Source organism: Streptomyces sp. NPDC001156 (assembly GCF_053598275.1).
This window is the reverse complement of the sequence record NZ_JBSFJX010000001.1, coordinates 125,945-146,313: the sequence shown is the minus strand read 5'-3', so window position 1 is coordinate 146,313 and position 20,369 is coordinate 125,945. Positions and strand designations below refer to the sequence as shown.

The 20,369-nt window shown below is 71.8% G+C and carries 19 protein-coding genes; 8 read left to right on the top strand and 11 right to left on the bottom strand.

Going from position 1 to position 20,369, the window contains the following annotated elements; translation table 11 throughout:
* Positions 1-996: a small ribosomal subunit Rsm22 family protein gene (locus ACWDA7_RS00630; protein WP_450602024.1), complete on the top strand. Its 996-nt coding sequence runs from the start codon at positions 1-3 to the stop codon at positions 994-996.
* 218 nt (positions 997-1,214) lie between these two features.
* Complete coding sequence (locus ACWDA7_RS00625; protein ID WP_450602023.1) at positions 1,215-1,946, top strand: bifunctional DNA primase/polymerase; 732 nt, start codon at positions 1,215-1,217, stop codon at positions 1,944-1,946.
* 13 nt (positions 1,947-1,959) lie between these two features.
* Here ACWDA7_RS00625 and ACWDA7_RS00620 read toward each other — a convergent pair whose 3' ends face one another.
* From ACWDA7_RS00620 to efeO, 4 genes are all read right to left on the bottom strand, one after another.
* Positions 1,960-2,961: a hypothetical protein gene (locus tag ACWDA7_RS00620; protein ID WP_450602022.1), complete on the bottom strand. Its 1,002-nt coding sequence runs from the start codon at positions 2,959-2,961 to the stop codon at positions 1,960-1,962.
* A gap of 90 nt (positions 2,962-3,051) precedes the next feature.
* Positions 3,052-3,927: an iron uptake transporter permease EfeU gene (gene efeU / locus ACWDA7_RS00615; RefSeq protein ID WP_450602021.1), complete on the bottom strand. Its 876-nt coding sequence runs from the start codon at positions 3,925-3,927 to the stop codon at positions 3,052-3,054.
* 3 nt (positions 3,928-3,930) lie between these two features.
* Positions 3,931-5,208, bottom strand: coding sequence for an iron uptake transporter deferrochelatase/peroxidase subunit (gene efeB / locus ACWDA7_RS00610; RefSeq protein ID WP_450602020.1), 1,278 nt, complete (start codon positions 5,206-5,208; stop codon positions 3,931-3,933).
* Between the two features lie 12 nt (positions 5,209-5,220).
* Positions 5,221-6,357, bottom strand: a complete 1,137-nt coding sequence (efeO, locus tag ACWDA7_RS00605; RefSeq protein ID WP_450602019.1) for an iron uptake system protein EfeO — start codon at positions 6,355-6,357, stop codon at positions 5,221-5,223.
* A gap of 127 nt (positions 6,358-6,484) precedes the next feature.
* Here efeO and ACWDA7_RS00600 point away from each other — a divergent pair, with 127 nt between their 5' ends.
* Positions 6,485-7,129, top strand: a complete 645-nt coding sequence (locus ACWDA7_RS00600) for a PhzF family phenazine biosynthesis protein (RefSeq protein WP_450602018.1) — start codon at positions 6,485-6,487, stop codon at positions 7,127-7,129.
* Between the two features lie 4 nt (positions 7,130-7,133).
* Here the strand turns inward: ACWDA7_RS00600 and ACWDA7_RS00595 are convergent, their stop codons facing one another.
* Both ACWDA7_RS00595 and map read right to left on the bottom strand, forming a co-directional pair.
* Complete coding sequence (locus ACWDA7_RS00595) at positions 7,134-7,802, bottom strand: biliverdin-producing heme oxygenase (protein WP_450602017.1); 669 nt, start codon at positions 7,800-7,802, stop codon at positions 7,134-7,136.
* A 128-nt stretch (positions 7,803-7,930) separates the two neighbouring features.
* Positions 7,931-8,788, bottom strand: coding sequence for a type I methionyl aminopeptidase (map, locus tag ACWDA7_RS00590; RefSeq protein ID WP_359393371.1), 858 nt, complete (start codon positions 8,786-8,788; stop codon positions 7,931-7,933).
* Positions 8,789-8,849: 61 nt separating this feature from the next.
* Between map and ACWDA7_RS00585 the strand changes: the two genes are divergently transcribed.
* Positions 8,850-9,080 carry a hypothetical protein gene (locus tag ACWDA7_RS00585; RefSeq protein WP_450602016.1) on the top strand — a complete coding sequence of 77 codons (231 nt, stop codon included), beginning with the start codon at positions 8,850-8,852 and terminating at the stop codon, positions 9,078-9,080.
* 51 nt (positions 9,081-9,131) lie between these two features.
* On the opposite strand, the gene ACWDA7_RS00580 is transcribed toward ACWDA7_RS00585, so the two are convergent.
* Together ACWDA7_RS00580 and ACWDA7_RS00575 are read right to left on the bottom strand one after the other, a co-directional pair.
* Entirely contained in the window at positions 9,132-10,397 is a 1,266-nt protein-coding gene (locus tag ACWDA7_RS00580; protein WP_450602150.1) for an MFS transporter, read from the bottom strand.
* Positions 10,398-10,561: 164 nt separating this feature from the next.
* Complete coding sequence (locus ACWDA7_RS00575) at positions 10,562-11,164, bottom strand: hypothetical protein (RefSeq protein ID WP_450602015.1); 603 nt, start codon at positions 11,162-11,164, stop codon at positions 10,562-10,564.
* 134 nt (positions 11,165-11,298) lie between these two features.
* Between ACWDA7_RS00575 and ACWDA7_RS00570 the strand changes: the two genes are divergently transcribed.
* From ACWDA7_RS00570 to ACWDA7_RS00560, 3 genes are read left to right on the top strand one after another with little or no spacing between them, the layout of a single operon-like run.
* Positions 11,299-12,372, top strand: a complete 1,074-nt coding sequence (locus tag ACWDA7_RS00570) for a sialidase family protein (RefSeq protein ID WP_450602014.1) — start codon at positions 11,299-11,301, stop codon at positions 12,370-12,372.
* Between the two features lie 37 nt (positions 12,373-12,409).
* Complete coding sequence (npdG, locus tag ACWDA7_RS00565) at positions 12,410-13,114, top strand: NADPH-dependent F420 reductase (protein WP_450602013.1); 705 nt, start codon at positions 12,410-12,412, stop codon at positions 13,112-13,114.
* 13 nt (positions 13,115-13,127) lie between these two features.
* Positions 13,128-13,370, top strand: coding sequence for a hypothetical protein (locus ACWDA7_RS00560; RefSeq protein WP_450602012.1), 243 nt, complete (start codon positions 13,128-13,130; stop codon positions 13,368-13,370).
* Here ACWDA7_RS00560 and ACWDA7_RS00555 read toward each other — a convergent pair.
* The gene (locus tag ACWDA7_RS00555; protein WP_450602011.1) at positions 13,360-14,160 is read right to left on the bottom strand and encodes a site-2 protease family protein; all 801 of its coding nucleotides are present in this window, start codon (positions 14,158-14,160) and stop codon (positions 13,360-13,362) included. The genes ACWDA7_RS00560 and ACWDA7_RS00555 overlap by 11 nt on opposite strands.
* A 297-nt stretch (positions 14,161-14,457) precedes the next feature.
* Between ACWDA7_RS00555 and ACWDA7_RS00550 the strand changes: the two genes are divergently transcribed.
* Positions 14,458-17,757: a BTAD domain-containing putative transcriptional regulator gene (locus tag ACWDA7_RS00550; protein WP_450602149.1), complete on the top strand. Its 3,300-nt coding sequence runs from the start codon at positions 14,458-14,460 to the stop codon at positions 17,755-17,757.
* 37 nt (positions 17,758-17,794) lie between these two features.
* On the opposite strand, the gene ACWDA7_RS00545 is transcribed toward ACWDA7_RS00550, so the two are convergent.
* On the bottom strand, positions 17,795-18,664 hold the full coding sequence (locus tag ACWDA7_RS00545; RefSeq protein ID WP_450602010.1) for an ABC transporter permease: 870 nt from the start codon (positions 18,662-18,664) through the stop codon (positions 17,795-17,797).
* On the bottom strand, positions 18,661-19,686 hold the full coding sequence (locus ACWDA7_RS00540; RefSeq protein WP_450602009.1) for an ATP-binding cassette domain-containing protein: 1,026 nt from the start codon (positions 19,684-19,686) through the stop codon (positions 18,661-18,663). The genes ACWDA7_RS00545 and ACWDA7_RS00540 overlap by 4 nt, the downstream gene beginning before the upstream one ends.
* Positions 19,687-20,369: the final 683 nt, after the last annotated feature.

The following is a 20,369-nucleotide window of genomic DNA, read 5'->3' as shown; positions in this document are numbered from 1 at the left end:
GTGAACGCCCCCGTCTCCCCAGCCGACACCCTCCGCACCGCCCTCGCCGGGCTGCTGGACGGACTGCCGCCCAGGCAGGCCGCGCAGGCCGTGGACCGGCTGATCGCCAACTACCGGGGGCGGACCCCGACCCACGCGCCCGTGCTGCGGGACCGGTCGGACGTCGTCGCCTATGCCGCGTACCGGATGCCCGCGACGTTCGAGGCGGTGCGGGCGGCGCTGGAGGCGTTCGCGGACGCCGTGCCCGAGTGGGCGCCCGCGAGCCATGTGGACGTCGGAGGCGGGACGGGCGCGGCGACCTGGGCGGTGAGCGCCACCTGGGACGGACAGCGGCCGGTCACCGTGCTCGACTGGGCCGAGCCCGCGCTCGCGCTGGGCCGGGAGATCGCCGCCGCCAACCCGGCGCTGGGGGCTGTGGAGTGGCACCGCTCTCGTATCGGAGCAGCGCTCAGCATAGAGAGCACCGATCTCGTCACGGTGTCGTACGTCCTGGGTGAGCTGACCGAGGGCGACCGCGCCAGTGTCGTCGATGCCGCGGCCGCCGCCGCGCAGGCCGTCGTGATCGTGGAGCCCGGCACCCCGGACGGCTACGCCCGGGTGATCGAGGCCCGCGACCGGTTGATCGGCGCCGGTTTCCATGTCGCCGCGCCCTGCCCGCACAGCGCGGCCTGCCCCATCGTCCCCGGCGAGGACTGGTGCCATTTCTCGGCCCGGGTGAGCCGTTCCTCACTGCACCGGCAGGTCAAGGGCGGCTCGCTGGCGTACGAGGACGAGAAGTTCAGCTATGTCGCCGCGGCCCGTTTCCCGGTGACGCCCGCCGCCTCCCGGGTTGTGCGCAAGCCGCAGATCCGCAAGGGGCAGGTGCTCCTCGACCTGTGCGGCCCCGACGAGTCCCTGCACCGGGAGACGGTGACCAAACGGCACGGTCCGCTCTACCGGGCGGCCCGGGACACGGACTGGGGCGATGCCTGGCCGCCGCCTCACACGGACGAGTGATGCATGTGACACCCACGGACGTGCTGAAGTGCACGGTCCGGCGCTCCTGTGCGCAGTTCTCCATCGGACATGTCATGTGAAATCCTGCAATTACCTCTGATCGAGGTGCGCGGCTGGCATCGCCCCGCCCACCCCGGATGTGGGCTCAGGTCACCCGGGGCGCAGGATGGTGGGACCATGAGGCATGCAGTCCGCACCACAGTGAGGCGAGGGGATAGATGAGCGCAGAGTTCGGCCGCCGCACGAGCGGGCAGGGCAGGATCTCCCAGTGGCTGCGTGGACGACGTCCCGCCCGTCTCAAGGAGGACGCCGGCGACGGCGGCCGTGAGGCGATGCTGCTGGCTGCTGCCGCCGCCGGGCTGCCGCTCGCGCCCGCCGCCCACCCCGCCGGCTACCGGTGCTCCTGCGACCGCATCGGCTGCCCCACGCCCGCCCGTCACCCGGTCTCCTTCGCCTGGCAGACGCAGTCCACCACCGACCGGGCACAGATCGAGCGCTGGGCCCGGCACCAGCCGCAGGCGAACTTCATCACCGCGACCGGCATGGTGCACGACGTGCTGGACGTCCCCCGCGAGGCCGGTGAGCAGGCCCTCCAGCGGCTGCTCGGTTCCGGCGTCGAGGTGGGACCGGTCGCCACCACCGGCGACGGGCGCATGCTCTTCTTCACGCTGACGCGCGGTACGCCCGAGGACGAGGACGAGTGGTGGCCCTGCGAGCTGGACTGCCACCCGGAGACCATGGACGAGCACCCGGGACTGCGTTGGCACTGCCGGGGCTCGTACGTGCTCGTGCCGCCGGCCCAACTGCCCGGTGACCTCGCCGTCGAGTGGGTGCGGGGACCCGAGCACGCACTGCCGGATCCGCTGAGCCTGCTCGAGGCGCTGACCGACGCGTGCGCGCGGTACGTGGGGGAAGAGTCCGAGCTCGCGAGCTGGCCTCACCGGGGCTGAGCCCGGGCACCGCCTACTCGCCCTTCGCCCCCGTCAGTCCCTCCACCCGGCTCAGGAACTTCACCGGTCCCTTCGGCGGGTCCAGCACCGCCTGGTTGGAGACGAACTCCAGCGTCAGGGACTGCTTGACCTCCCCGGTCAGCAGGGCCTTGATGTTCGAGTCGGTGACGTTGATGTCCACGCCCGGTGCGGCGGTCTGCTTCTCGTAGTGGTGCGTGGCGAAGAACACCAGCGCGCCGCCGTCCGTGGTGCGCAGCCCCACCGGGGCGTAGGCGCCGTTCGTGAGCGGCTCGTCGATGTACTGACGGGCGAGACCGGGCCGGCTCGCGTTCTTCAACCGGGTGGCGCGCCACTGCGAGGTGTGCGCGCCGGGCGCGAACGTGTTCCCGCCGGACTTCAGGTACGTCGCGTACTGCGTGCCCAGCCGGCGCGGCTCCACGGCGAGCGCCGCGTCGCCGGCCGTGACGGGTTCGGCCCAGCCGTCCTTGTCCTTCTTGAACGCCGGTACGTCACCGTCGGCGAGGATCGTCAGATAGGACACCGCCCACACCTTGTCCGGGGCGGAACGAGTGAAGACGAGCAGCCAATGGGCGTCGGCGCTGCCCTTGTTGGCGTGGGCGTCGGCGACGAACCAGCGCGGCCAGCCCGCCTTCTCGGGAATGGTGAACCGGGCGTCGGTCAGCTTCAGCGGCGTGTGACCGGGATTGCCGCCGGGGTTGTTCTTGTGGCCGGCTGCCAGCTTGCCGCCGTCGATGTCGGCCAGCGCGCCGGTGACCCGGTCCGCGTCCAGGGAGCGGTCGAACGCCTTGTCCGCCTTGTTGTAGGCGGTGAGGAAGTCCCCGAGGGCGCGGGCGGCTTCGGCGCGTCTGACCGTCGGGACGACCTCGCGTTCGCCGTGGACCACGACGCAGCCACTCGCCGTCACGGCGACGGCCGCCGCCGTCACCGTCGCCAGGGCGATCCGGTTGAGACTACGACGCGTTCGAGGGCTGCGATCCGCGCGATCCCTGCTCATCAGTGACCTTCACCTTCCCCTTCCCGGAGGCGAACCCTACCGGGACGGGAAGCGGGACGGGCGCCGGGTTGCCCACTTGCGCCCGCCCCGCTATACCACTGACGTATCGTCAGGCCTTTCCCCCACCGGGGTCGAGGCGGCCTGCTGCTTCGCCTTCCTCGAGGTGAGGCCGGCCGGGACGAAGAAGAGCACGAGGGTCGGGACCAGGTACAGCAGCCACACCGTGACCTGGACGACCGTCGGGTCGGGCTGGAAGTTGAAGACGCCCTTCAGGAGCGTGCCGTACCAGCTGTCCGGCGGGATGGTGCCGCTGATGTCGAAGGCCAGGTTCGACAGGCCCGGGACCCAGTCGGCCTCCTGTAGATCGTGGAAGCCGTAGGCGAGCACGCCCGCGGCGACGACGACCAGCATGCCGCCGGTCCAGGTGAAGAACTTGGCGAGGTTGATCCTCAGGGCGCCGCGGTAGAACAGCCAGCCCAGGAGGCCCGCCGTGGCCAGGCCCAGGGCGACGCCGATCAGCGGGCGCGGGGTGCCGTCGCTGGCCGCGTGCACCGACGCCCACACGAACAGCGCGGTCTCCAGGCCCTCTCGGCCGACGGCCAGGAACGCGGTGGCGACCAGCGCGCCCGTGCCCATCGCCAGGGCCGCGTCCAGCTTGCCGTGCAGCTCGGACTTCAGATGCCGGGCGGTGCGCCGCATCCAGAAGACCATCCAGGTCACCAGGCCGACGGCGAGGACCGACAGGGAACCGCCGAGCGCCTCCTGTGCCTGGAACGTCAGTTCCTGGGAGCCGAATTCGAGGATGCAGCCGAAGCCCAGCGCGATGGCGATCGCGATGCCGATGCCGATCCAGATCGGCCTCAGGGCGTCCCTGCGGCCCGTCTTGACCAGATAGGCGATCAGGATGCAGACGACGAGACTGGCTTCCAGGCCCTCGCGCAGGCCGATCAGATAGTTGGAGAACACTGACTACGCCTCCTCGGTCAGCAGCGTCCGGCCCCACCAGTCGTCCTTGTCGCGGACGCCGGGCGGGATCGCGAAGACCGCCGAACCCACGTGCTGGATGTACTCGTTGAGCGCGTCGGACGCCGACAGCTTGCGCTGCAGAGGGATGAACCCGTTGCGCACGTCGCGCTGGTAGGCGAGGAAGAACAAGCCCGCGTCCAGGCGGCCGAGTCCGTCCGTGCCGTCGGTGAAGGAGTAGCCCCGGCGCAGGATCGTGATCCCGTTGTTGGCGTCGGGGTGGGCGAGCCGGACATGCGCGTCCGGCTTCATCGCCTTCAGGAACGGCGCGTCGTGCTCCTTCGCCTTGCCGACGGGGGCGCCCTCGCCCTTGTCGCGGCCGAAGACGTCCTCCTGCTCCTGCAGCGAGGTGCGGTCCCAGGTCTCGATGTTCATGCGGATGCGGCGGGCGACGAGATACGAGCCGCCGGCCATCCAGCCCGGACCGTCGCCCTCGCCGACCCACACGAACTTCTTCAGCCGGTCCGTCTCCGTGCCCGCGATGTTGCGGGTGCCGTCCTTGAACCCCATGAGATTGCGCGGGGTCTGGGCGTCCGGAGTGGTCGACGACGTCTTGCCGAAGCCGAGCTGGGACCAGCGGATGGCGACCTTGCCGAAGCCGATGCGGGCCAGGTTGCGGATCGCGTGCACGGCGACCTGCGGGTCGTCCGCGCAGGCCTGGATGCACAGATCGCCGCCGGTGCGCGACGTGTCGAGGTTGTCGCCGGGGAACTGGGGCAGGTCGACCAGCGCCTCGGGCCGCTTGCCCTTGAGCCCGAACTTCTCGAACAGCGACGGTCCGAAGCCGATCGTCAGCGTCAGCCGCGTCGGCTTGAGGCCCAGTGCCTCACCGGTGTCGTCCGGCGGGGCCTCGGCGAGCCCGTCGTAGGCGCCCTCACCGACCGTCTGGCCCGCGGTCAGCCGCCGCGCGGCCGCCGTCCAGTCCTTGAGCAGCTGGACGAACTCGGCGCGGTCGTCGGTCTTCACGTCGAATGCGGCGAAGTGCAGCCGGTCCTGCACCGGTGTCGAGATGCCCGCCTGGTGGGCGCCGTGGAACGAGACCGCCGCACCCGTCGAGGCACCGGCGGGCTGCACGTCGTCGCCCGTACGGGTCATGGCCACCGCACCGCCGGCCGCGGCGGCACCGAGCGCGAGCCCCGCGCCGCCCCAGCCGATCAGCGCGCGCCGCGAGGGCGCCGCGGGGGCCGCTTGCGAAGTGGTGGTGTCCGTGGTCGCGTCCGTCATGGTCCCGTCCCCCTACTTCACGACGGCGGCGGCGAGCTTGGACAGCGGCTCGGCGAGGGCGTTCACCGCGTCCGAGAGCTCTTTGCGGTCGTCCTTGCCGACCTTGTCGTACGAGACGAAGTCGTACGACGCCTTGTCCGACCGGTACTTGTCGAGCAGCGTGTCCAGTGCCCCGAACTGCTTGTCCAGCTCCTGGGTCAGCGCCGCGTCGTTCTGCTGCGCGGCCGGCTTCAGCAGCTCATACGCCTTCTGCGCGCCCTCGACGTTGGCCTTGAAGTCGACCAGGTCGGTGTGCGAGTAGCGGTCCTCCTCGCCGGTGACCTTGCCGGTGGCGACCTCGTCGAGCAGCTCCTTGGCGCCATTGGCCATGGACGTCGGGGTGATCTCGGCCTTGCCGACCCGGGTCTGCCAGTCCTTCAGGTCGGTGACGAGCCGGTCGGCGAGGGTCTTCTCCTCGGCGCCGATCTTCTTGTCCTGCCACAGGGCCTTCTCCAGCCGGTGCCAGCCGGTCCACTTCTGGCCCTGCTCCAGGCCGTCGGCGCGGGTGTCGACCTTCGGGTCGATGTCACCGAAGGACTCGGCGACCGGCTCGGTGCGCTCCCAGCCGATGCGGGAGGGGGCGTAGGCCTTCGTCGCGGCCTCCACGTCGCCGTCCTTGATCGCCTTGGCGAAGGTCTCGACCCGGGGCAGCGTCTCGTCGGCCTGGTCCTGCGCGTACGCGCGGTAGGCGGCGACCGCCGCGTCGAGCTTCGGGTTCCGCTTGGCGGCGGCGCCGCCGGTGGCCGTGAGGTCCTGGCGTATGCCCTTGCCCTTCATGCCCGGCTTGCACGCGACCCGGTAGTCGCCGGCCTTCACCTCGGCGGTGACGGTCTGCTTGGTGCCGGGGCCGATGTTCTCGCGCTCGGCGACGATCCGGTCGTCCGGGAAGAGCAGGTAGACCTCGGTCACCTTGGCGCCCTTGTTCTCGACCGCCAACTCGACGTGCCCGGCCGGGAACTCCTTCTTCGAGACCTCGCACTTGGAGTCGGTCGCGGTGACCTGGATCAGGTGATCGGAGTCCTGGGCCGCGCTCTTCTGGGTGCACCCGGTGACGACGCTGAGAGCCGCCGCGGCGGCGGCAGTGGCGACGGACAGTCGGACGGCTCGCATGCTTGCTCCAAGAGGCAGTGTGGTGAGGCTGGCCTAACTTACCTGAGGCTTACCTCACCTGTAACCACCGGGTCCGTGATTCGGCTCCCAAAGGAAGATCACCGGAACGGGATGTTTGAATGCCCGCGTGACCGACTACGACGTGCTGCGTGTCTTCTGCGGCCCGAGCGGCGGCTACGGCAACGAGCTCGGCGTCGTCCGTGAGGGTGCGGCGGTCCCCGAACGGGACCGGCGTCAGGAGTTCGCCCGCAAGCTCGGCTTCAGCGAGACGGTGTTCGTCGACGACCCCGAGCGCGGTGTCATCGACATCTACACGCCCACCCTGCGCCTGCCGTTCGCCGGGCATCCCTGCGTGGGCACGGCCTGGCTGCTGGACGTACCGGAACTCGTCACTCCGGCCGGAGTCGTGGGGGCCCGGCTGGACGGCGAGTTCAGCTGGATCGAGGCCCGCCCGGAGTGGGCGCCGCCCCGCACGCTGCGGCAGTACGCGACGGCCGCCGAGGTCGACGGTCTGGCGGTGCCGCCGCCGGGCGACTGGATCTATGCCTGGGCGTGGGAGGACGAGGCGGCGGGCCGCGTGCGCGCCCGGGCCTTCCCCGGCCGGGACGACGGCATCGACGAGGACGAGGCGACCGGCGCGGCCGCCCTGCTGCTCACGGACCGTCTCGGCCGCGCGCTCAACATACGCCAGGGTGCGGGCTCCCAGATCCTGACGGCTCCGCAGCCGGAGGGCTGGGTGGAGGTGGGCGGCCGGGTGTTCCTGGAGCGCTGACGGGTCAGGCGCTCAGCGGGAACTCCTCGCCCAGGGCCTGGAAGACCGCCGTGTTGAGCCGGTATGCACGCCTGCACTCGGCGACGATCCGCTGCCTCTCCAGCTCGTCCGCCCCGATCCCGTCCAGAAGCGTCCGGTACTCCTTCTTGAACGCCGCCGGGTTGGGGATCCCGTCGAACACATAGAACCGCACCCCATCGCCCTTCCGGGTGAACCCCCAGGTCTTCTCCGCCGTGTCGCGGATGATCTGACCGCCGGCGAGGTCCCCCAGATAGCGGGTGTAGTGGTGGGCCACGTACCCGCCGGGCCACTGCTCGGCGCACTCCCGCACCCGGGCCGCGTACTCCCGTGTCTCGGGCAGCGGCTCCAGGTGCGCCCGCCAGTCGGGGCCGCGCAGATGGGCCAGGTCCCGCCCCAGCGCGGGCAGCCGGAACAGCTCCGGACGGACGAAGGGGCCGGCCACCGGGTCGCCGGCCAGCCGTTCGGCTCCGGCCTCCAGAGCCTCGTACACGAACCACAGCTGCTCGGTGTACCGCGCGTACGCGTCGACGCCGAGCCCGCCGCCGAGCAGGTCCGTGATGAACGTCGAGGTGTTCGCCTCCTGATGCACATCGAGCGACGCACTGCGGATGAGCGTCGAGAACGCCGTACGGGACGGGTCCGGCGCGTTCATGAGGCCTCCACGGTCTTCCCGGTTTTCCCGACACTCTGTCGGCAAGAGCCTACCCGGGATCGCGCGGCGGCCCACATGAAAGAGCCCGCTCTGGGGACAGAGCGGGCTCTTGGGCCGTGGCGGGCGCGTTACGGCAGGGTCAGGATCTCCGCGCCCGTTTCCGTGACGACCAGCGTGTGCTCGAACTGCGCGGTGCGCTTCCGGTCCTTCGTCACCACCGTCCAGCCGTCGTCCCACATGTCGTACTCGTGTGTGCCGAGCGTGAGCATGGGCTCGATGGTGAAGGTCATCCCCGGCTGCATCACGGTGGTCGCGTGGGGGCTGTCGTAGTGCGGGATGATCAGCCCGGAGTGGAACGAGGAATTGATTCCGTGCCCGGTGAAGTCCCGTACCACGCCGTACCCGAAGCGCTTGGCGTACGACTCGATGACCCGCCCGATGACATTGACCTGGCGGCCCGGCCTGACGGCCTTGATCGCGCGGTTGAGGGACTCGCGGGTGCGCTCCACCAGCAGCCTGGACTCCTCGTCCACGTCCCCGACGAGGTACGTGGCGTTGTTGTCGCCGTGCACGCCGCCGATGTACGCCGTCACGTCCAGGTTGATGATGTCGCCGTCCCGCAGGACCGTGGAGTCCGGGATTCCGTGGCAGATCACCTCGTTGACCGAGGTGCACAGCGACTTGGGGAAGCCGCGGTAGCCCAGCGTCGACGGGTAGGCGCCGTGGTCGCACATGTACTCGTGCGCGACCCGGTCCAGTTCGTCCGTGGTGACCCCCGGCGCGATGAGCTTCGCGGCCTCCGCCATGGCCCGCGCCGCGATCCGCCCGGCGACGCGCATCGCCTCGACGGTCTCGGGCGTCTGCACCTCGGGGCCGGTGTACGCGGCCGGCGCGGGTTTGCCGACGTACTGGGGGCGCCGGATGTTTCCGGGTACGGAACGGGTGGGAGACAGCTCTCCTGGGACGAGCAGCGACTGGCCAGACATGCCAGCGAGTCTATCCAGCGCGCCTGGGGGAACATGGGCCCTGGTGAAAGGAGCTCCTGCGATGGCGCTGTTCAAGAAGCGGACGGTCGGGAAGCCGGGAGAGTGGTTCTACTGCCTGCAGCACCACAAGGTCGAGGAGGGGCCCGAGTGCCCCGCGAAGGACCGCCTCGGGCCGTACGCCTCGCCCGAGGAGGCGCAGCACGCGATGGAGATCGCACGCGAGCGGAACGAGGAGTGGGAGACGGATCCCCGGTGGCACGACGCGCCGGCAGGAGAGCGTGAGGACGACTAGCGGCCCGGGGCGGGGTGGGGCCGGCCGGGGTCCGTCCCGCCCGTCCGGCCCTCAGCCCGCCGTCCCCACCCGCTGTGCCCTCAGCCGTACCGCGTGCTCGTTCGTCCGCGCGTCGTAGCGCATCAGGCCGGGCAGACACAGGGCGAGTAGGGCCACCGCCCCCGTGCACAGCACTCCGCCCGACCAGACCGACGTACGGACTCCCCGCCAGGCCGCCATGCCGCCCGAGCGGACCTGCCCCAGCTGCGGGCCGACGGAGTACGACAGCAGCTCGATGCCGGCCAGGCGGCCGCGCAGCTCGTCGGGGATCGTCTGGTTCCACATCGCCGCCCGGAAGATCCCGCTGACCATGTCCAAACCGCCGCCCAGGGTCAGGAAGAGCAGCACCAGCCAGACGTTCCCCACGACACCCGCCGCCGCGACGGCCAGCCCCCAGCCCGCCGCCGCCAGGACCACCATCCGCCCGTGCCGGTGGATCCGTGACGTCCAGCCGCCGGTCAGTGACACCAGCAGCGCCCCGGCCGGGAACGCCGCGTACATCAGCCCCAGCGACCACTCGGCGCCCAGTTCGTCGGCGAGGAAGGGAAGCACCGCCAGCGGCATCGCGAAGAGCATCGCGGCGATGTCGACGACGTAGGTGCCGAGGAGTTCCTTGCGGTTCCAGGCGTAGCGCGCGCCCTCCGCGATCGACCGCAGCGACGGCTTGGCCGCCTCGTGGGAGGCAGGCGACGCCGCGAGCCCCAGGCCCAGCAGCACCGACACCACGAAGGTCACCAGGTCGGCGCCGTACGCGGCGCCCAGCCCGGCGTACGCCACCACCACACCCGCCAGCGCCGGGCCCGCCACCCCGCCCACCGTCCAGCGCAGCGAGTTGAGCGACGCGGCGGCGGGGAGGTCGTCGTGCGCGACGATGCGCGGCACGAGGGAGTCGAGGGCGGGACGCTGAAGGGCGCCGAAGGCCGAGGACAGAGCCGCGACGACGTACAGGGGCCAGACGGCCGGCTCCGGCAGCAGCGCGTTCAGCAGGAGCACGGCGGACAGCAGACCCTGCCCGGCCTCGGTGGCGAGGATCAGCTTCCGCTTGTCGTACGCGTCGGCGAGCGCGCCACCGTACAGACCGAAGACGATCAGCGGTACGAGTTCGACGGCACCGATCGCACCCACGGCCGCCGCCGAGCCGGTGAGCTCCTTCAGCTGGACCGGCACCGCGACGAAGCTGAGGAAGGTGCCGAAGTTGCTGATCAGCCCGGCCAGCCAGAGCCTGCGGAAGTCCGCCGAAGCGTGCCAGGGCGCGAGGTCGGGGAGCAGGGCGCGCAGCCCCGTGCCGTGAGCGGCGGAGGGGCTCGCGGCCTCGGATGCGAGCGCGTCCGCGGGGGCGGGGGCCGCTCCTGGTGCTGCTACGGGGCGGGCGGGGGCGTCGTCGGTCACGACGGGCCATGCTCAGCCGGCCCGGAATCCCTGGCAACCGGTTTTCCCGGCGTTCACCATCGCGGCGGAGGAGGTGACGTCAGATGGTCGGCCAGGCGAGCCAGCCGGTCCCGCAGGCGCCGCCGCCCGCGGGGGGCCGGCAGCGCGTTCTCCCCGGCGGCCGCGCTCACCAGGTGCTGGATGGTGTCCAGATCCAGATCCGTGGCCTGCGGGACCGTCAGCGACTCGTGCGCCATGGCCGCCAGGTCCCGGTCCCCGGCGTCCAACGCCAGCACCGTCGCCCCTGCCCGCCGCGCGTCATGGACCCGCTCGAGAAGCCGGGACCCCGGATCGGCGGGCGACACCACCAGCAGCGTCTCGCCCCGACGTGCCGCCGACAACCGTCCGAGCCCCACTGCCAGATGCGCCGGATCCGAGGCCCGTGCCCCGTGCCGCACCAGCGTCGGCGACAGCTCCGGCGTCCCCGACCAGGCCGCCTCGTCGACCAGATGCGCCGCCAGGTGCCACGGCTCGTACTCCTGGGTGCCCACGAGCAGCAGCCCGCCGCCGTACGACACCACGGACCCCCGCAGCGTCCCCGCGAACCGCCGTGTGGCCCCCAGCCACTCGGTCCCGGCGAGCACTTCCCGCAACAACGCGACCCGTACGGCGTCCATGCGGCAACATCCTGCCGCAACCGGAGACTCTTGACCGGGAGTTCAACCCGAATTCGCCCGACCCGGTGCATGAGCCGAACCATGGGGCACTGGTGTTGGTTGACGTACCACGGCCGATCGTCCCAGGAGCCCCCATGACCGAAGCCACCGTCCCCTTCCGCGCGGGCCGCGAGGGCTACGCCAGTCACCGGATCCCCGCGATCGTCGCCACCGGCGCCGGCACCCTCCTCGCCTTCTGCGAGGGGCGGGTGACCTCCGCCGCCGACCACGGGCACATCGACATCGTGCTCAAGCGGTCCACGGACGGCGGTCGCACCTGGGGCCCGCTCCAGACCGTCGCCCGCAACGGCTCCTCCCTCGCCGGCAACCCGGCCCCGGTGGTCCTGGACACCGGCCGGGTCCTGCTCGTCCACGTCCGCGCCGCGGCTGACGCGACCGAGCACGCCATCCTGCGCGGAGAGGTGAAGCCCGAGGACGGGCGCCGCGTCTGGGTGGAGCACAGCGACGACGACGGACTGACCTGGTCCGGGCCGCGCGAGATCACCCCGCAGGTGAAGAAGGAGGGCTGGCGCTGGTACGCCACCACGCCCGGCCACGCCCTCCAGCTGAGCGACGGCCGGGTCCTGGTTCCCGGCAACCACAGCCGCCCGCCCACCGGCACCGACACCGGCGCCGAGGCGAAGTACTACGACGGCCACTGCCTGCTCAGCGACGACCGCGGCGAGAACTGGTACCTCGGCTACGTCGAGGAGACCAGGGACAACTACGTCAACGCCAACGAGACGACGGCGGCCGAACTCCCCGACGGACGCGTCTACTTCAACACCCGCACCGACTCCCGCTCACCCGGCACCCGGGCCGACGCCCACTCGGAGGATGGCGGCCGCAGCCTCATGAAGCCCTTCCGCCCGCAGGCCGGGCTCGTCGCGCCCGTCTGCCAGGGCAGTGTCCTCCAGCTGCGCGACCCCGACCTGCTGCTCTTCGCCGGCCCCGCGGCCCCGGGCGCCCGCGCCATGATGGCCGTGCGCGTCTCCACCGACGCCGGCGCCACCTGGCGGTCCGCGTACACCGCCGACGGGCTGCCCGCCGCCTACTCCGACCTCGTCCGCGTCGACGCCGGCACGGTCGGCCTGCTCTACGAGACGGGGGACTTCGGCGCCTACGAGACGATCACCTTCCGCCGTATCCCTGTGACGGCTCTGCTCTGAGCGGCGGGCGGGGCCCGTGCGCACGTAGAGTCGGCCCATGACCTCTACCGACAGTGCAGCCAAGGCCCCCGCCAAGGACCCCTGGGACCTCCCCGACGTCTCCGGACTCGTCGTCGGCGTGCTCGGCGGCACCGGGCCGCAGGGCAAGGGCCTCGCCTACCGGCTCGCCCAGGCCGGCCAGAAGGTGATCATCGGCTCGCGTGCCGCGGAGCGCGCACAGGCCGCCGCCGAGGAGATCGGCCACGGCGTCGAGGGCGCCGACAACGCCGAGGCCTCCCGGCGCAGCGACATCGTGATCGTCGCCGTGCCGTGGGAGGGTCACGGGAAGACGCTGGAATCGCTGCGCGAGGTGCTGGCCGGCAAGCTCGTCGTCGACTGCGTCAACCCGCTCGGCTTCGACAAGAAGGGCGCGTACGCGATCAAGCCGGAGGAGGGCAGCGCCGCCGAGCAGGCCGCGGCTCTCCTCCCCGACTCACGGGTCACGGCCGCCTTCCACCACCTGTCCGCGGTGCTCCTCCAGGACCCGCAGGTGGAGCTGGTCGACACCGACGTCATGGTGCTCGGGGAGGAACGCGCCGACGTGGAGATCGTGCAGGCGCTGGCCGGTCGTGTCCCGGGCATGCGCGGCATCTTCGCGGGACGGCTGCGCAACGCCCACCAGGTCGAGGCCCTGGTGGCCAATCTGATCTCCGTCAACCGGCGGTACAAGGCGCACGCGGGCCTCCGGGTGACCGACGTGTAGCGGGCCCGCGGGCATGGGGGACACTGGACGTCGTACGACCACACCGTCCGTCCGTCAGGAGCCGACCCCCATGCCCCGCCTAGCCCTCTACGCCCTCATCGTGTGCATCCTCGCCGTCGTGGCGGCCGTCGTCTCCTTCGCCGAGGGCAGCTGGCTCGGGATCGTCTGGGTGCTGCTGGCGGGCCTGACGTCCAACATGACCTGGTACTACGTGCGGCGCAGCAGGGCCGACCGGGGCCGGTCGGTCACTGGCTGATCTGGCAGAACTCGTTGGTGCCCTGCCAGAAGCGGTAGAGCTCCTGGCCGCAGTACCGGTCGAACTCGCCGATCCCCAGAGCGCGCAGGATCGTGTCGATCACGTCGAAGAAGGCGGTGTTGATCGACGGCACCCACAGCAACGCGAACACGAAGAGCAGGCCGAACGGCGCGAACGGCTCCACCTGGCGCTTGATGTTGTAGGAGAGCCAGGGCTCGATCACGCCGTATCCGTCCAGGCCGGGCACCGGCAGGAAGTTCAGGATCGCGGCCGTCACCTGCAGCAGCGCGAGGAAGGCGAGGGCGAACCGGAAGTCCCGGGGCACCCCGTCCAGCGCGTGCAGCCAGAACGGGGCCGTGCACACGGCCGCGAACAGGACGTTCGTCAGCGGGCCGGCCGCGGAGATCAGGCTGTGCCGCCAGCGCCCCCGGATGCGGCTCCGCTCGATGAACACCGCGCCGCCCGGCAGACCGATCCCGCCCATGATCACGAAGATCACCGGCAGGACGATGCTCAGCAGCGCGTGCGTGTACTTCAGCGGGTTGAGCGTGAGATAGCCCTTGGCGCCGACCGTGATGTCGCCGCTGTGCAGGGCGGTGCGCGCGTGCGCGTACTCGTGCAGACACAGCGACACGACCCACGCGGCGGTCACGAACAGGAACACGGCCACGCCGGGCTGCTCGGCGAAGCCGCTCCAGGTGGCCCATCCCGTGACCGCCGTCACGGCCAGGATCCCGACGAAGACGGGACTGATCCGCCGGTCGTTACGGCGGGCGGCGGCGGTGGCCATGGGACTCCTGAGTACTGAGGGACGGGTGCGGTGCTGGGTCGACCGTATCGGTGATGAGTATCGGTGAGGTGACGAGTATCGGTGACATGGGAAGAACGTCCTGCGGCCAGTCCCAGGTTCCTGACGGGGAACGGCCTCACCTTGGCACCGGTCACCCCTGCGCTGGAGCACGTCAGTTCGGACATGGGTGAGGCCGGCGAAGAACCGCTGCCCTTCGTGGTCGAGGTGGTCTCGCCGGAGGGCAGGCACCATGCGGGTCCGAAACCCGGGAGCGGTGCCGGCGTTCGGCCGGGGACAATGGGCCCCGTGCGCTACCGGATTCTCGGCACCACCCAGGCACTCCGCGCCGACGGCACTCCCGTCCCGGTCGGCGGGGCCCGGCTGCGTGCCCTGCTGACCGTACTCGCCGTGCGGGCCGGACGGATCGTACCGGCCGCCTTCCTCGTGGACGAGGTGTGGGACGGGGACCCGCCCGCCGACGCCACCGGTGCCCTCCAGGCGCTGGTCGGGCGGTTGCGCCGGGCGCTCGGCGCGGACGCCGTCGAGTCGGTGGACGGCGGCTACCGGCTCGCCGCCGCACCGGACGAGGTCGACCTGCATCGCTTCGAGCGGCTCGCCGGAGAGGGGATACGCGCACTGGCCGACGGCGACCCCGCGAAGGCGGCGGTCGTCCTCGACGACGCCCTCGCCCTGTGGCACGGCCCCGCCCTGGCCGACCTGCCGGACCGCACAGCCGAGGCCGCCCGCTGGGAGACCCGCCGCCTCGACGCGCGCCGGGCCCGACTGACCGCGGCCGTCGCCCTCGGCCACGGCGAGCAGCACCTGCCCGAGCTGACCGCCCTGTGCGATCTGCACCCGCTGGACGAGCCCCTCCAGGCGCTGCGCCTGCGCGCCCTGCGCGAGGCGGGCCGCCCCGCCGAGGCGCTGGCCGCCTACGAGGACGTGCGGCAGATGCTGGCGGACCGCCTCGGCTCGGACCCCGGACCGGAGCTGCGGTCACTGCACGGGGACCTGCTCCAGGTCCCGGAAGCGGTTCCGTCCCGCGCCCCGGGCCGCCCCCGGCCACCCGCCGACGGGGGCGCCGCCGCGCCCGTACACCCCGGGAACCTCCGTGCCCGCCTCACCTCCTTCGTGGGACGGGGCGCCGACATCGACACCCTGCGCGCCGACCTCGCCGGCGCCCGGCTCGTCACCCTGCTCGGGCCCGGGGGCGCCGGGAAGACCCGGCTGTCGCAGGAGGCCGCCGAGTCCGTGGCGCACCTGGCCCCGGACGGGGTGTGGCTGGCCGAGCTGGCCCCGGTCGACGAGCCCGATGCGGTGCCGGAGGCCGTGCTGACCGCCGTGGGCGGCCGCGAGACCGTGCTGCGCGGTGCCGGAGCCGAGGAGATGCGCGCCGTCGCAGAACGGCACGACGACCCGCTCGTCCGGCTCGCCGAGCACTGCGCGCGGCGGCGCATGGTGCTCATCCTCGACAACTGCGAGCACCTCGTGGACGCCGCCGCCCACCTCGTCGAGCATCTCCTCCAGCACTGCCCGGGGCTGACGGTCCTCGCCACCAGCCGCGAACCCCTCGGTGTGCCGGGGGAGTTGCTGCGCCCGGTCGAGCCGCTGCCGCAGCCGTACGCGCTGAAGCTGCTCGCCGACCGAGGGGCCGCCGCACGGCCCGGCTTCCGCATCGAGGACGATCCCGGGGCCGCCGCCGAGATCTGCCGCCGCCTCGACGGGCTGCCGCTCGCCATCGAACTCGCGGCCGCACGGCTGCGGATGCTGTCGCCGCGGCAGATCGCCGACCGGCTCGACGACCGTTTCCGGCTGCTCACCTCCGGCAGCCGCACCGTACTGCCCCGCCAGCAGACCCTGCGGGCCGTCGTCGACTGGTCCTGGGACCTGCTGGACGCGGACGAACGCGCGGTGCTGCGCCGGCTGTCCGTCTTCTCCGGCGGCTGCGACCTCCACGCCGCCGAGGCCGTGTGCGGTCCCGCCGCGCTGGAGGCGGTCGGCTCGCTGGTCGACAAGTCCCTGGTGGTGGCCGCCCCTTCGGGCGACGGGGAGATGCGCTACCGGCTGCTCGAGACCGTCGCCGAGTATGCGTCCGAACGGCTCGACGAGTCCGGCGAGCGGCCCCGGGCCGAGCGCGCCCACCTCACGTACTACCGCGAAGTCGCCCGCACCACCGACCCGTTGCTGCGCTCCGGCGGGCAGCGTGCCGCCATCGAGCGGCTCCAGGTCGAGTACGAGAACCTGCGTGGCGCGCTGCGCCGTGCCGTCGCCGCCCGCGACGAGCAGGAAGCGCTCTGCCTTCTGCTCTCGCTGTGCTGGTACTGGCAGATGCGCGATCTGCGGAGCGACGCCCGTACCTGGTCGGCCGCGGTCATGACCCTCGGCCCCGATCCGTTCGCGGCGCCCGCCCGGCCGGTGCCGGACATCCCCGGGAGGTGCACCGACAACCCGCCGCCGATGTCGTCGGACATGCTGGACGAGGCCCGCCGGGGCGCCCATCTGGTTTACCTCGCCTGCATGGACATGGACATGCAGGCGTGGGAGACGCCGCAGGCCAAGGAGAAGCTGCGGGTCATCGCCGGGACCTACCGGCCCGGCCAGCCGCAGACCTGCCGCGTCCCCGGCTTCCTGTGGTTCTTCGCCGTCCTGCTCACCTCGGACCTCGAGGGCATCCGTGGGGTCATCGACGCGTCGGTCCGCACCTGCCGCGAGCTCGGTCACACCTGGGAGCTGGCCCAGGCCCTGCAGTTGCGCGCCAACATCCTCGCCAACCGCGGCGACTGGTCGCGGGATGCGACCCAGGACGCGGACGAGGCGCTGGACATCTTCCGCCGGATCGGCGACACCTGGGGCGCCGCCGAGGCCCTCTCCGCCCGCGGCGAGGCCCGCGAACGCGCGGGTGACTATCTGCTCGCAGCCGCCGACTACGAGGAGGCGCGGCAGTACGCCGAACAGCTCGGCGCCCGCTCCCAGATGAACGTGCTCGATGCCCGCCTCGGCAGCGTCCTGCTGGACGCGGGCGACACCGAGCGGGGTGAGCAACTGCTGCGCCGGGTCCTGGATGACGCTCACGGCACGGTGCACGACGCGTTGCCCGCGGCCCGGATCTTCCTGGCCATGTGGCTGAGCCGTACGGACCGCGTGGACGAGGCGCGCGAGCAGGTACGGCAGTTGCGCGAGGAGTTCGGGGCGGTCGGCTTCGTGGTCTTCGACGGCCTTGTGCTCGGTATGGAGGCCTGGCTGGACGTGGCCGATCAGCGGCATGAGGAGGCCCTGCCCAAGGTGCGCACGGCACTGGCGCGGGCCGCGGACCAGATGACCCGGGTGATCGCACCGCAGATGTCCTCCGTGCATCTGGTCACCGCCGCGAACGCCCTTGCCCGCGTGGACGGTGGGCGCCGCGCCCGGGACGCCGCCGTGTGCCTCGGTGCCGCCGACCGCGTGCTGCCGCCCGGCCACATCCGGACTCCGGCGGAGCGCGAGGCCCGCACCATGGCGGAGTCCGGGGCCCGGGCCGTACTGGACGACGCGGCCTACGAAGCCGCGTACGCCGAGGGCGACGGGCTCTCCCTTGAGGAGGCCGTCGCCCTCGTGTGACACGGACCGGGTCGTCGAGCCGGGCCGCCCTCGTCCGTCAGGTCTTGGTCGTGAACTTGCGGATGGCGACCGGTGCCATGATCGCCGTGATCGCGACCGACCAGACCAGGGTGATCGTCACGTCGTGGGCGATCGGCTGGCCGCCGTTGATCAGTCCGCGCGCGGCGTCCGCGAGCGTCGACAGCGGGTTGTAGTCGGTGAAGGCCTGGAGCCAGCCCGGCATGGTGGACGGCGGAGAGAAGATCGACGATCCGAACTGCAGGGGCATCAGCACGAGGAACCCCATTCCCTGGATGGCCTGGGCGCTCTTCATCACCACACCCATGGTCAAGAAGATCCACATGATGGCGGAGCCGAAGACCATCGACAGACCGATGGCCGCGAACAGCCCCGGCACGCTGGTGACGGACAGACCCAGCATGAAACCGACGGCGAGCAGGATCGCGGTGGCGACGAGCATCCGCCCGATCTCCACCGTGATCTTGGCGATCAGCACCGAGGAGCGGGCGATGGGCAGGGACCGGAAGCGGTCCATCACACCCGTCTGGAAGTCCTGGTTGAAGCCGGTGCCCACGCCCATGGCGATGTTCATGCCCATCATCGCCATCAGGCCGGGCACCAGGTAGTTGACGTACTGGTCCTGGTGACCCTTGCCCGCGATCGCACCGCCGAAGACGAACACGAACAGCAGGCAGAACACGATCGGGAAGAGGATCGCGTCGAACATGGACTCCGGGTCCTGGCGGATCCACAGGAGGTTGCGGCGGACCAGGGCGCCGATGTGGCGCAGCTGGGCCCTGGGACCGAGGCGGCCTTCACCGTCGGCGAGGGGATCGGTGAGAGTCTTCGAAGGGGCGGGGCGGAGCGCCTCGTCCAGGGTGGCGGTGGGCGACGGGCGGGAGCTCATACGGCGACCTCTTCACGGGCGGCGGACGCGTCCTGAGGGGCACCGGCCTTGTGGCCGGTGAGGGACAGGAACACCTCGTCCAGGCTGGGCAGTTCGGTGGCGATGCCGGCGAGCGTGATGCCGCGGGCGGTGACCGCGCCGACGACGGCGGTCAGCTGTTCGTCGCTGAGGATCGGCACGAGCACGGTGCCGGTCTCGGCGTCCACGGTCGCGTTGCCGAGGCCGGTGAGACCGAACTCGTCGAGCGCGGCGGCGGTCGGGTGGAGCTCCCGCGGGTCGGCCGGGCGGATGCGCAGCGTACGGCCGCCGACCTTCGCCTTCAGTTCGTCGATGCGGCCGCCCGCGATGACCTTGCCGCGGTCGATGACGGTCAGCTCGGAGGCCAGCTGCTCGGCCTCCTCCATGTACTGGGTGGTGAGCAGCACGGTCGCCCCCTCGGCGACCATCCGCTTGACCTCGGTCCACACCTCGTTGCGGGTGCGCGGGTCGAGCCCGGTGGTGGGCTCGTCGAGGTAGAGGACGGCGGGGTGGCCGATCATCGAGGCGGCGAGGTCCAGTCGGCGCCGCATACCTCCGGAGTACGTGGACGCCGGGCGCCGCGCGGCCTCCGTGAGCGAGAACCGCTCCAGAAGTCCCTCGGCCCGAGCCCGGGCCTCCTTGCGGGGCAGGTCGAGGAGCCGGCCGATCATGTACAGGTTCTCGAATCCGGAGAGCTTCTCGTCGACCGAGGCGTACTGGCCGGTGAGGCCGATCACGCGCCGCGTCTGGCGCGGCTGCCGGACGACGTCGTAGCCGGCGACGGTCGCGTGACCGGTGTCCGGGGTGATGAGGGTGGACAGGCAGCGGACCAGGGTGGTCTTGCCGGCGCCGTTCGGGCCGAGCACGCCGAGGACGGTGCCCTCGCGCACATCGAGGTCGACACCGTCCAGTGCCCTGGTCTCGCCGTAGTGCTTGACCAGCCCCCGTACGGTGACGGCCGCGTCCGGGGCGGCGTCGATGGGGTCGTTGTCGATTCGCGTCATGCCGACCAAGGTGCCAGCCCCCACCGACAAACCACCGACAGCCCGCCTACACCCTGCCGACCGACCGCCGACACCTGCCGACGGATCGCCTACAGCTGGGGATGCGCTGGTGACAGTCGGGAGGGGACACCTAAGGCTGGGGATGGGTTGGTGACGGTCGCCATGGGACGCCTACGGCCGGCGGGGGCTGGTGACAGTCCGGACGGGTCGCGTACGGCTGGGGCGCGGTCGCCGACAGCCCCGGCCCGGTCGCCCGCGGCGGGGAGGGACCGGCGACAGTCCTGATGGGGGCCGCCTTCGGTCGGGGAGGGGCCGCCTACACCGGCCGATGGGTCACCTTCACCTGCCGAAGGGATGGTGACAGTCCTGACACGGAGTGCCTGCGGTCGGCAGGGGCCGGTAACAGCCTGGATGGATGGGCTGGGGCAGCGAACAGCCTTGACGGGGGGTCGCCTGCTGCCGCCGAGGGACCGCCGACAATTGCCGACGGGTCGCCTGCGGCCGGCGAGGAACCGGCGACAGCCCAGAACGGGGGCGTCTACGGCCGCCGAAGGACCGCCCGCAGTCCCGACGGACCCCACGTCCAGCGGCGCACCAGAACCAGCCCGGCGGATCGCCTACGGCCCGCGAGGGATACCGCCGCCGACGGACCGCCGGCAGACGGGCCCCCGTCGCAACAGCCG

Excerpts from the sequence above, each read along its gene's own strand:
- ACWDA7_RS00555 (WP_450602011.1), bottom strand. The coding sequence starts at position 14,160 with ATGGCCACCGCCGCCGCCCGCCGTAACGACCGGCGGATCAGTCCCGTC.
- ACWDA7_RS00550 (WP_450602149.1), top strand. The coding sequence starts at position 14,458 with ATGGGCCCCGTGCGCTACCGGATTCTCGGCACCACCCAGGCACTCCGC.
- npdG (WP_450602013.1), top strand. The coding sequence starts at position 12,410 with ATGACCTCTACCGACAGTGCAGCCAAGGCCCCCGCCAAGGACCCCTGG.
- map (WP_359393371.1), bottom strand. The coding sequence starts at position 8,788 with ATGTCTGGCCAGTCGCTGCTCGTCCCAGGAGAGCTGTCTCCCACCCGT.
- ACWDA7_RS00540 (WP_450602009.1), bottom strand. The coding sequence starts at position 19,686 with ATGACGCGAATCGACAACGACCCCATCGACGCCGCCCCGGACGCGGCC.
- ACWDA7_RS00620 (WP_450602022.1), bottom strand. The coding sequence starts at position 2,961 with ATGAGCAGGGATCGCGCGGATCGCAGCCCTCGAACGCGTCGTAGTCTC.
- ACWDA7_RS00570 (WP_450602014.1), top strand. The coding sequence starts at position 11,299 with ATGACCGAAGCCACCGTCCCCTTCCGCGCGGGCCGCGAGGGCTACGCC.
- ACWDA7_RS00560 (WP_450602012.1), top strand. The coding sequence starts at position 13,128 with ATGGGGGACACTGGACGTCGTACGACCACACCGTCCGTCCGTCAGGAG.
- ACWDA7_RS00545 (WP_450602010.1), bottom strand. The coding sequence starts at position 18,664 with ATGAGCTCCCGCCCGTCGCCCACCGCCACCCTGGACGAGGCGCTCCGC.
- ACWDA7_RS00575 (WP_450602015.1), bottom strand. The coding sequence starts at position 11,164 with ATGGACGCCGTACGGGTCGCGTTGTTGCGGGAAGTGCTCGCCGGGACC.
- ACWDA7_RS00595 (WP_450602017.1), bottom strand. The coding sequence starts at position 7,802 with ATGAACGCGCCGGACCCGTCCCGTACGGCGTTCTCGACGCTCATCCGC.
- efeO (WP_450602019.1), bottom strand. The coding sequence starts at position 6,357 with ATGCGAGCCGTCCGACTGTCCGTCGCCACTGCCGCCGCCGCGGCGGCT.
- ACWDA7_RS00585 (WP_450602016.1), top strand. The coding sequence starts at position 8,850 with ATGGCGCTGTTCAAGAAGCGGACGGTCGGGAAGCCGGGAGAGTGGTTC.
- efeB (WP_450602020.1), bottom strand. The coding sequence starts at position 5,208 with ATGACGGACGCGACCACGGACACCACCACTTCGCAAGCGGCCCCCGCG.
- ACWDA7_RS00625 (WP_450602023.1), top strand. The coding sequence starts at position 1,215 with ATGAGCGCAGAGTTCGGCCGCCGCACGAGCGGGCAGGGCAGGATCTCC.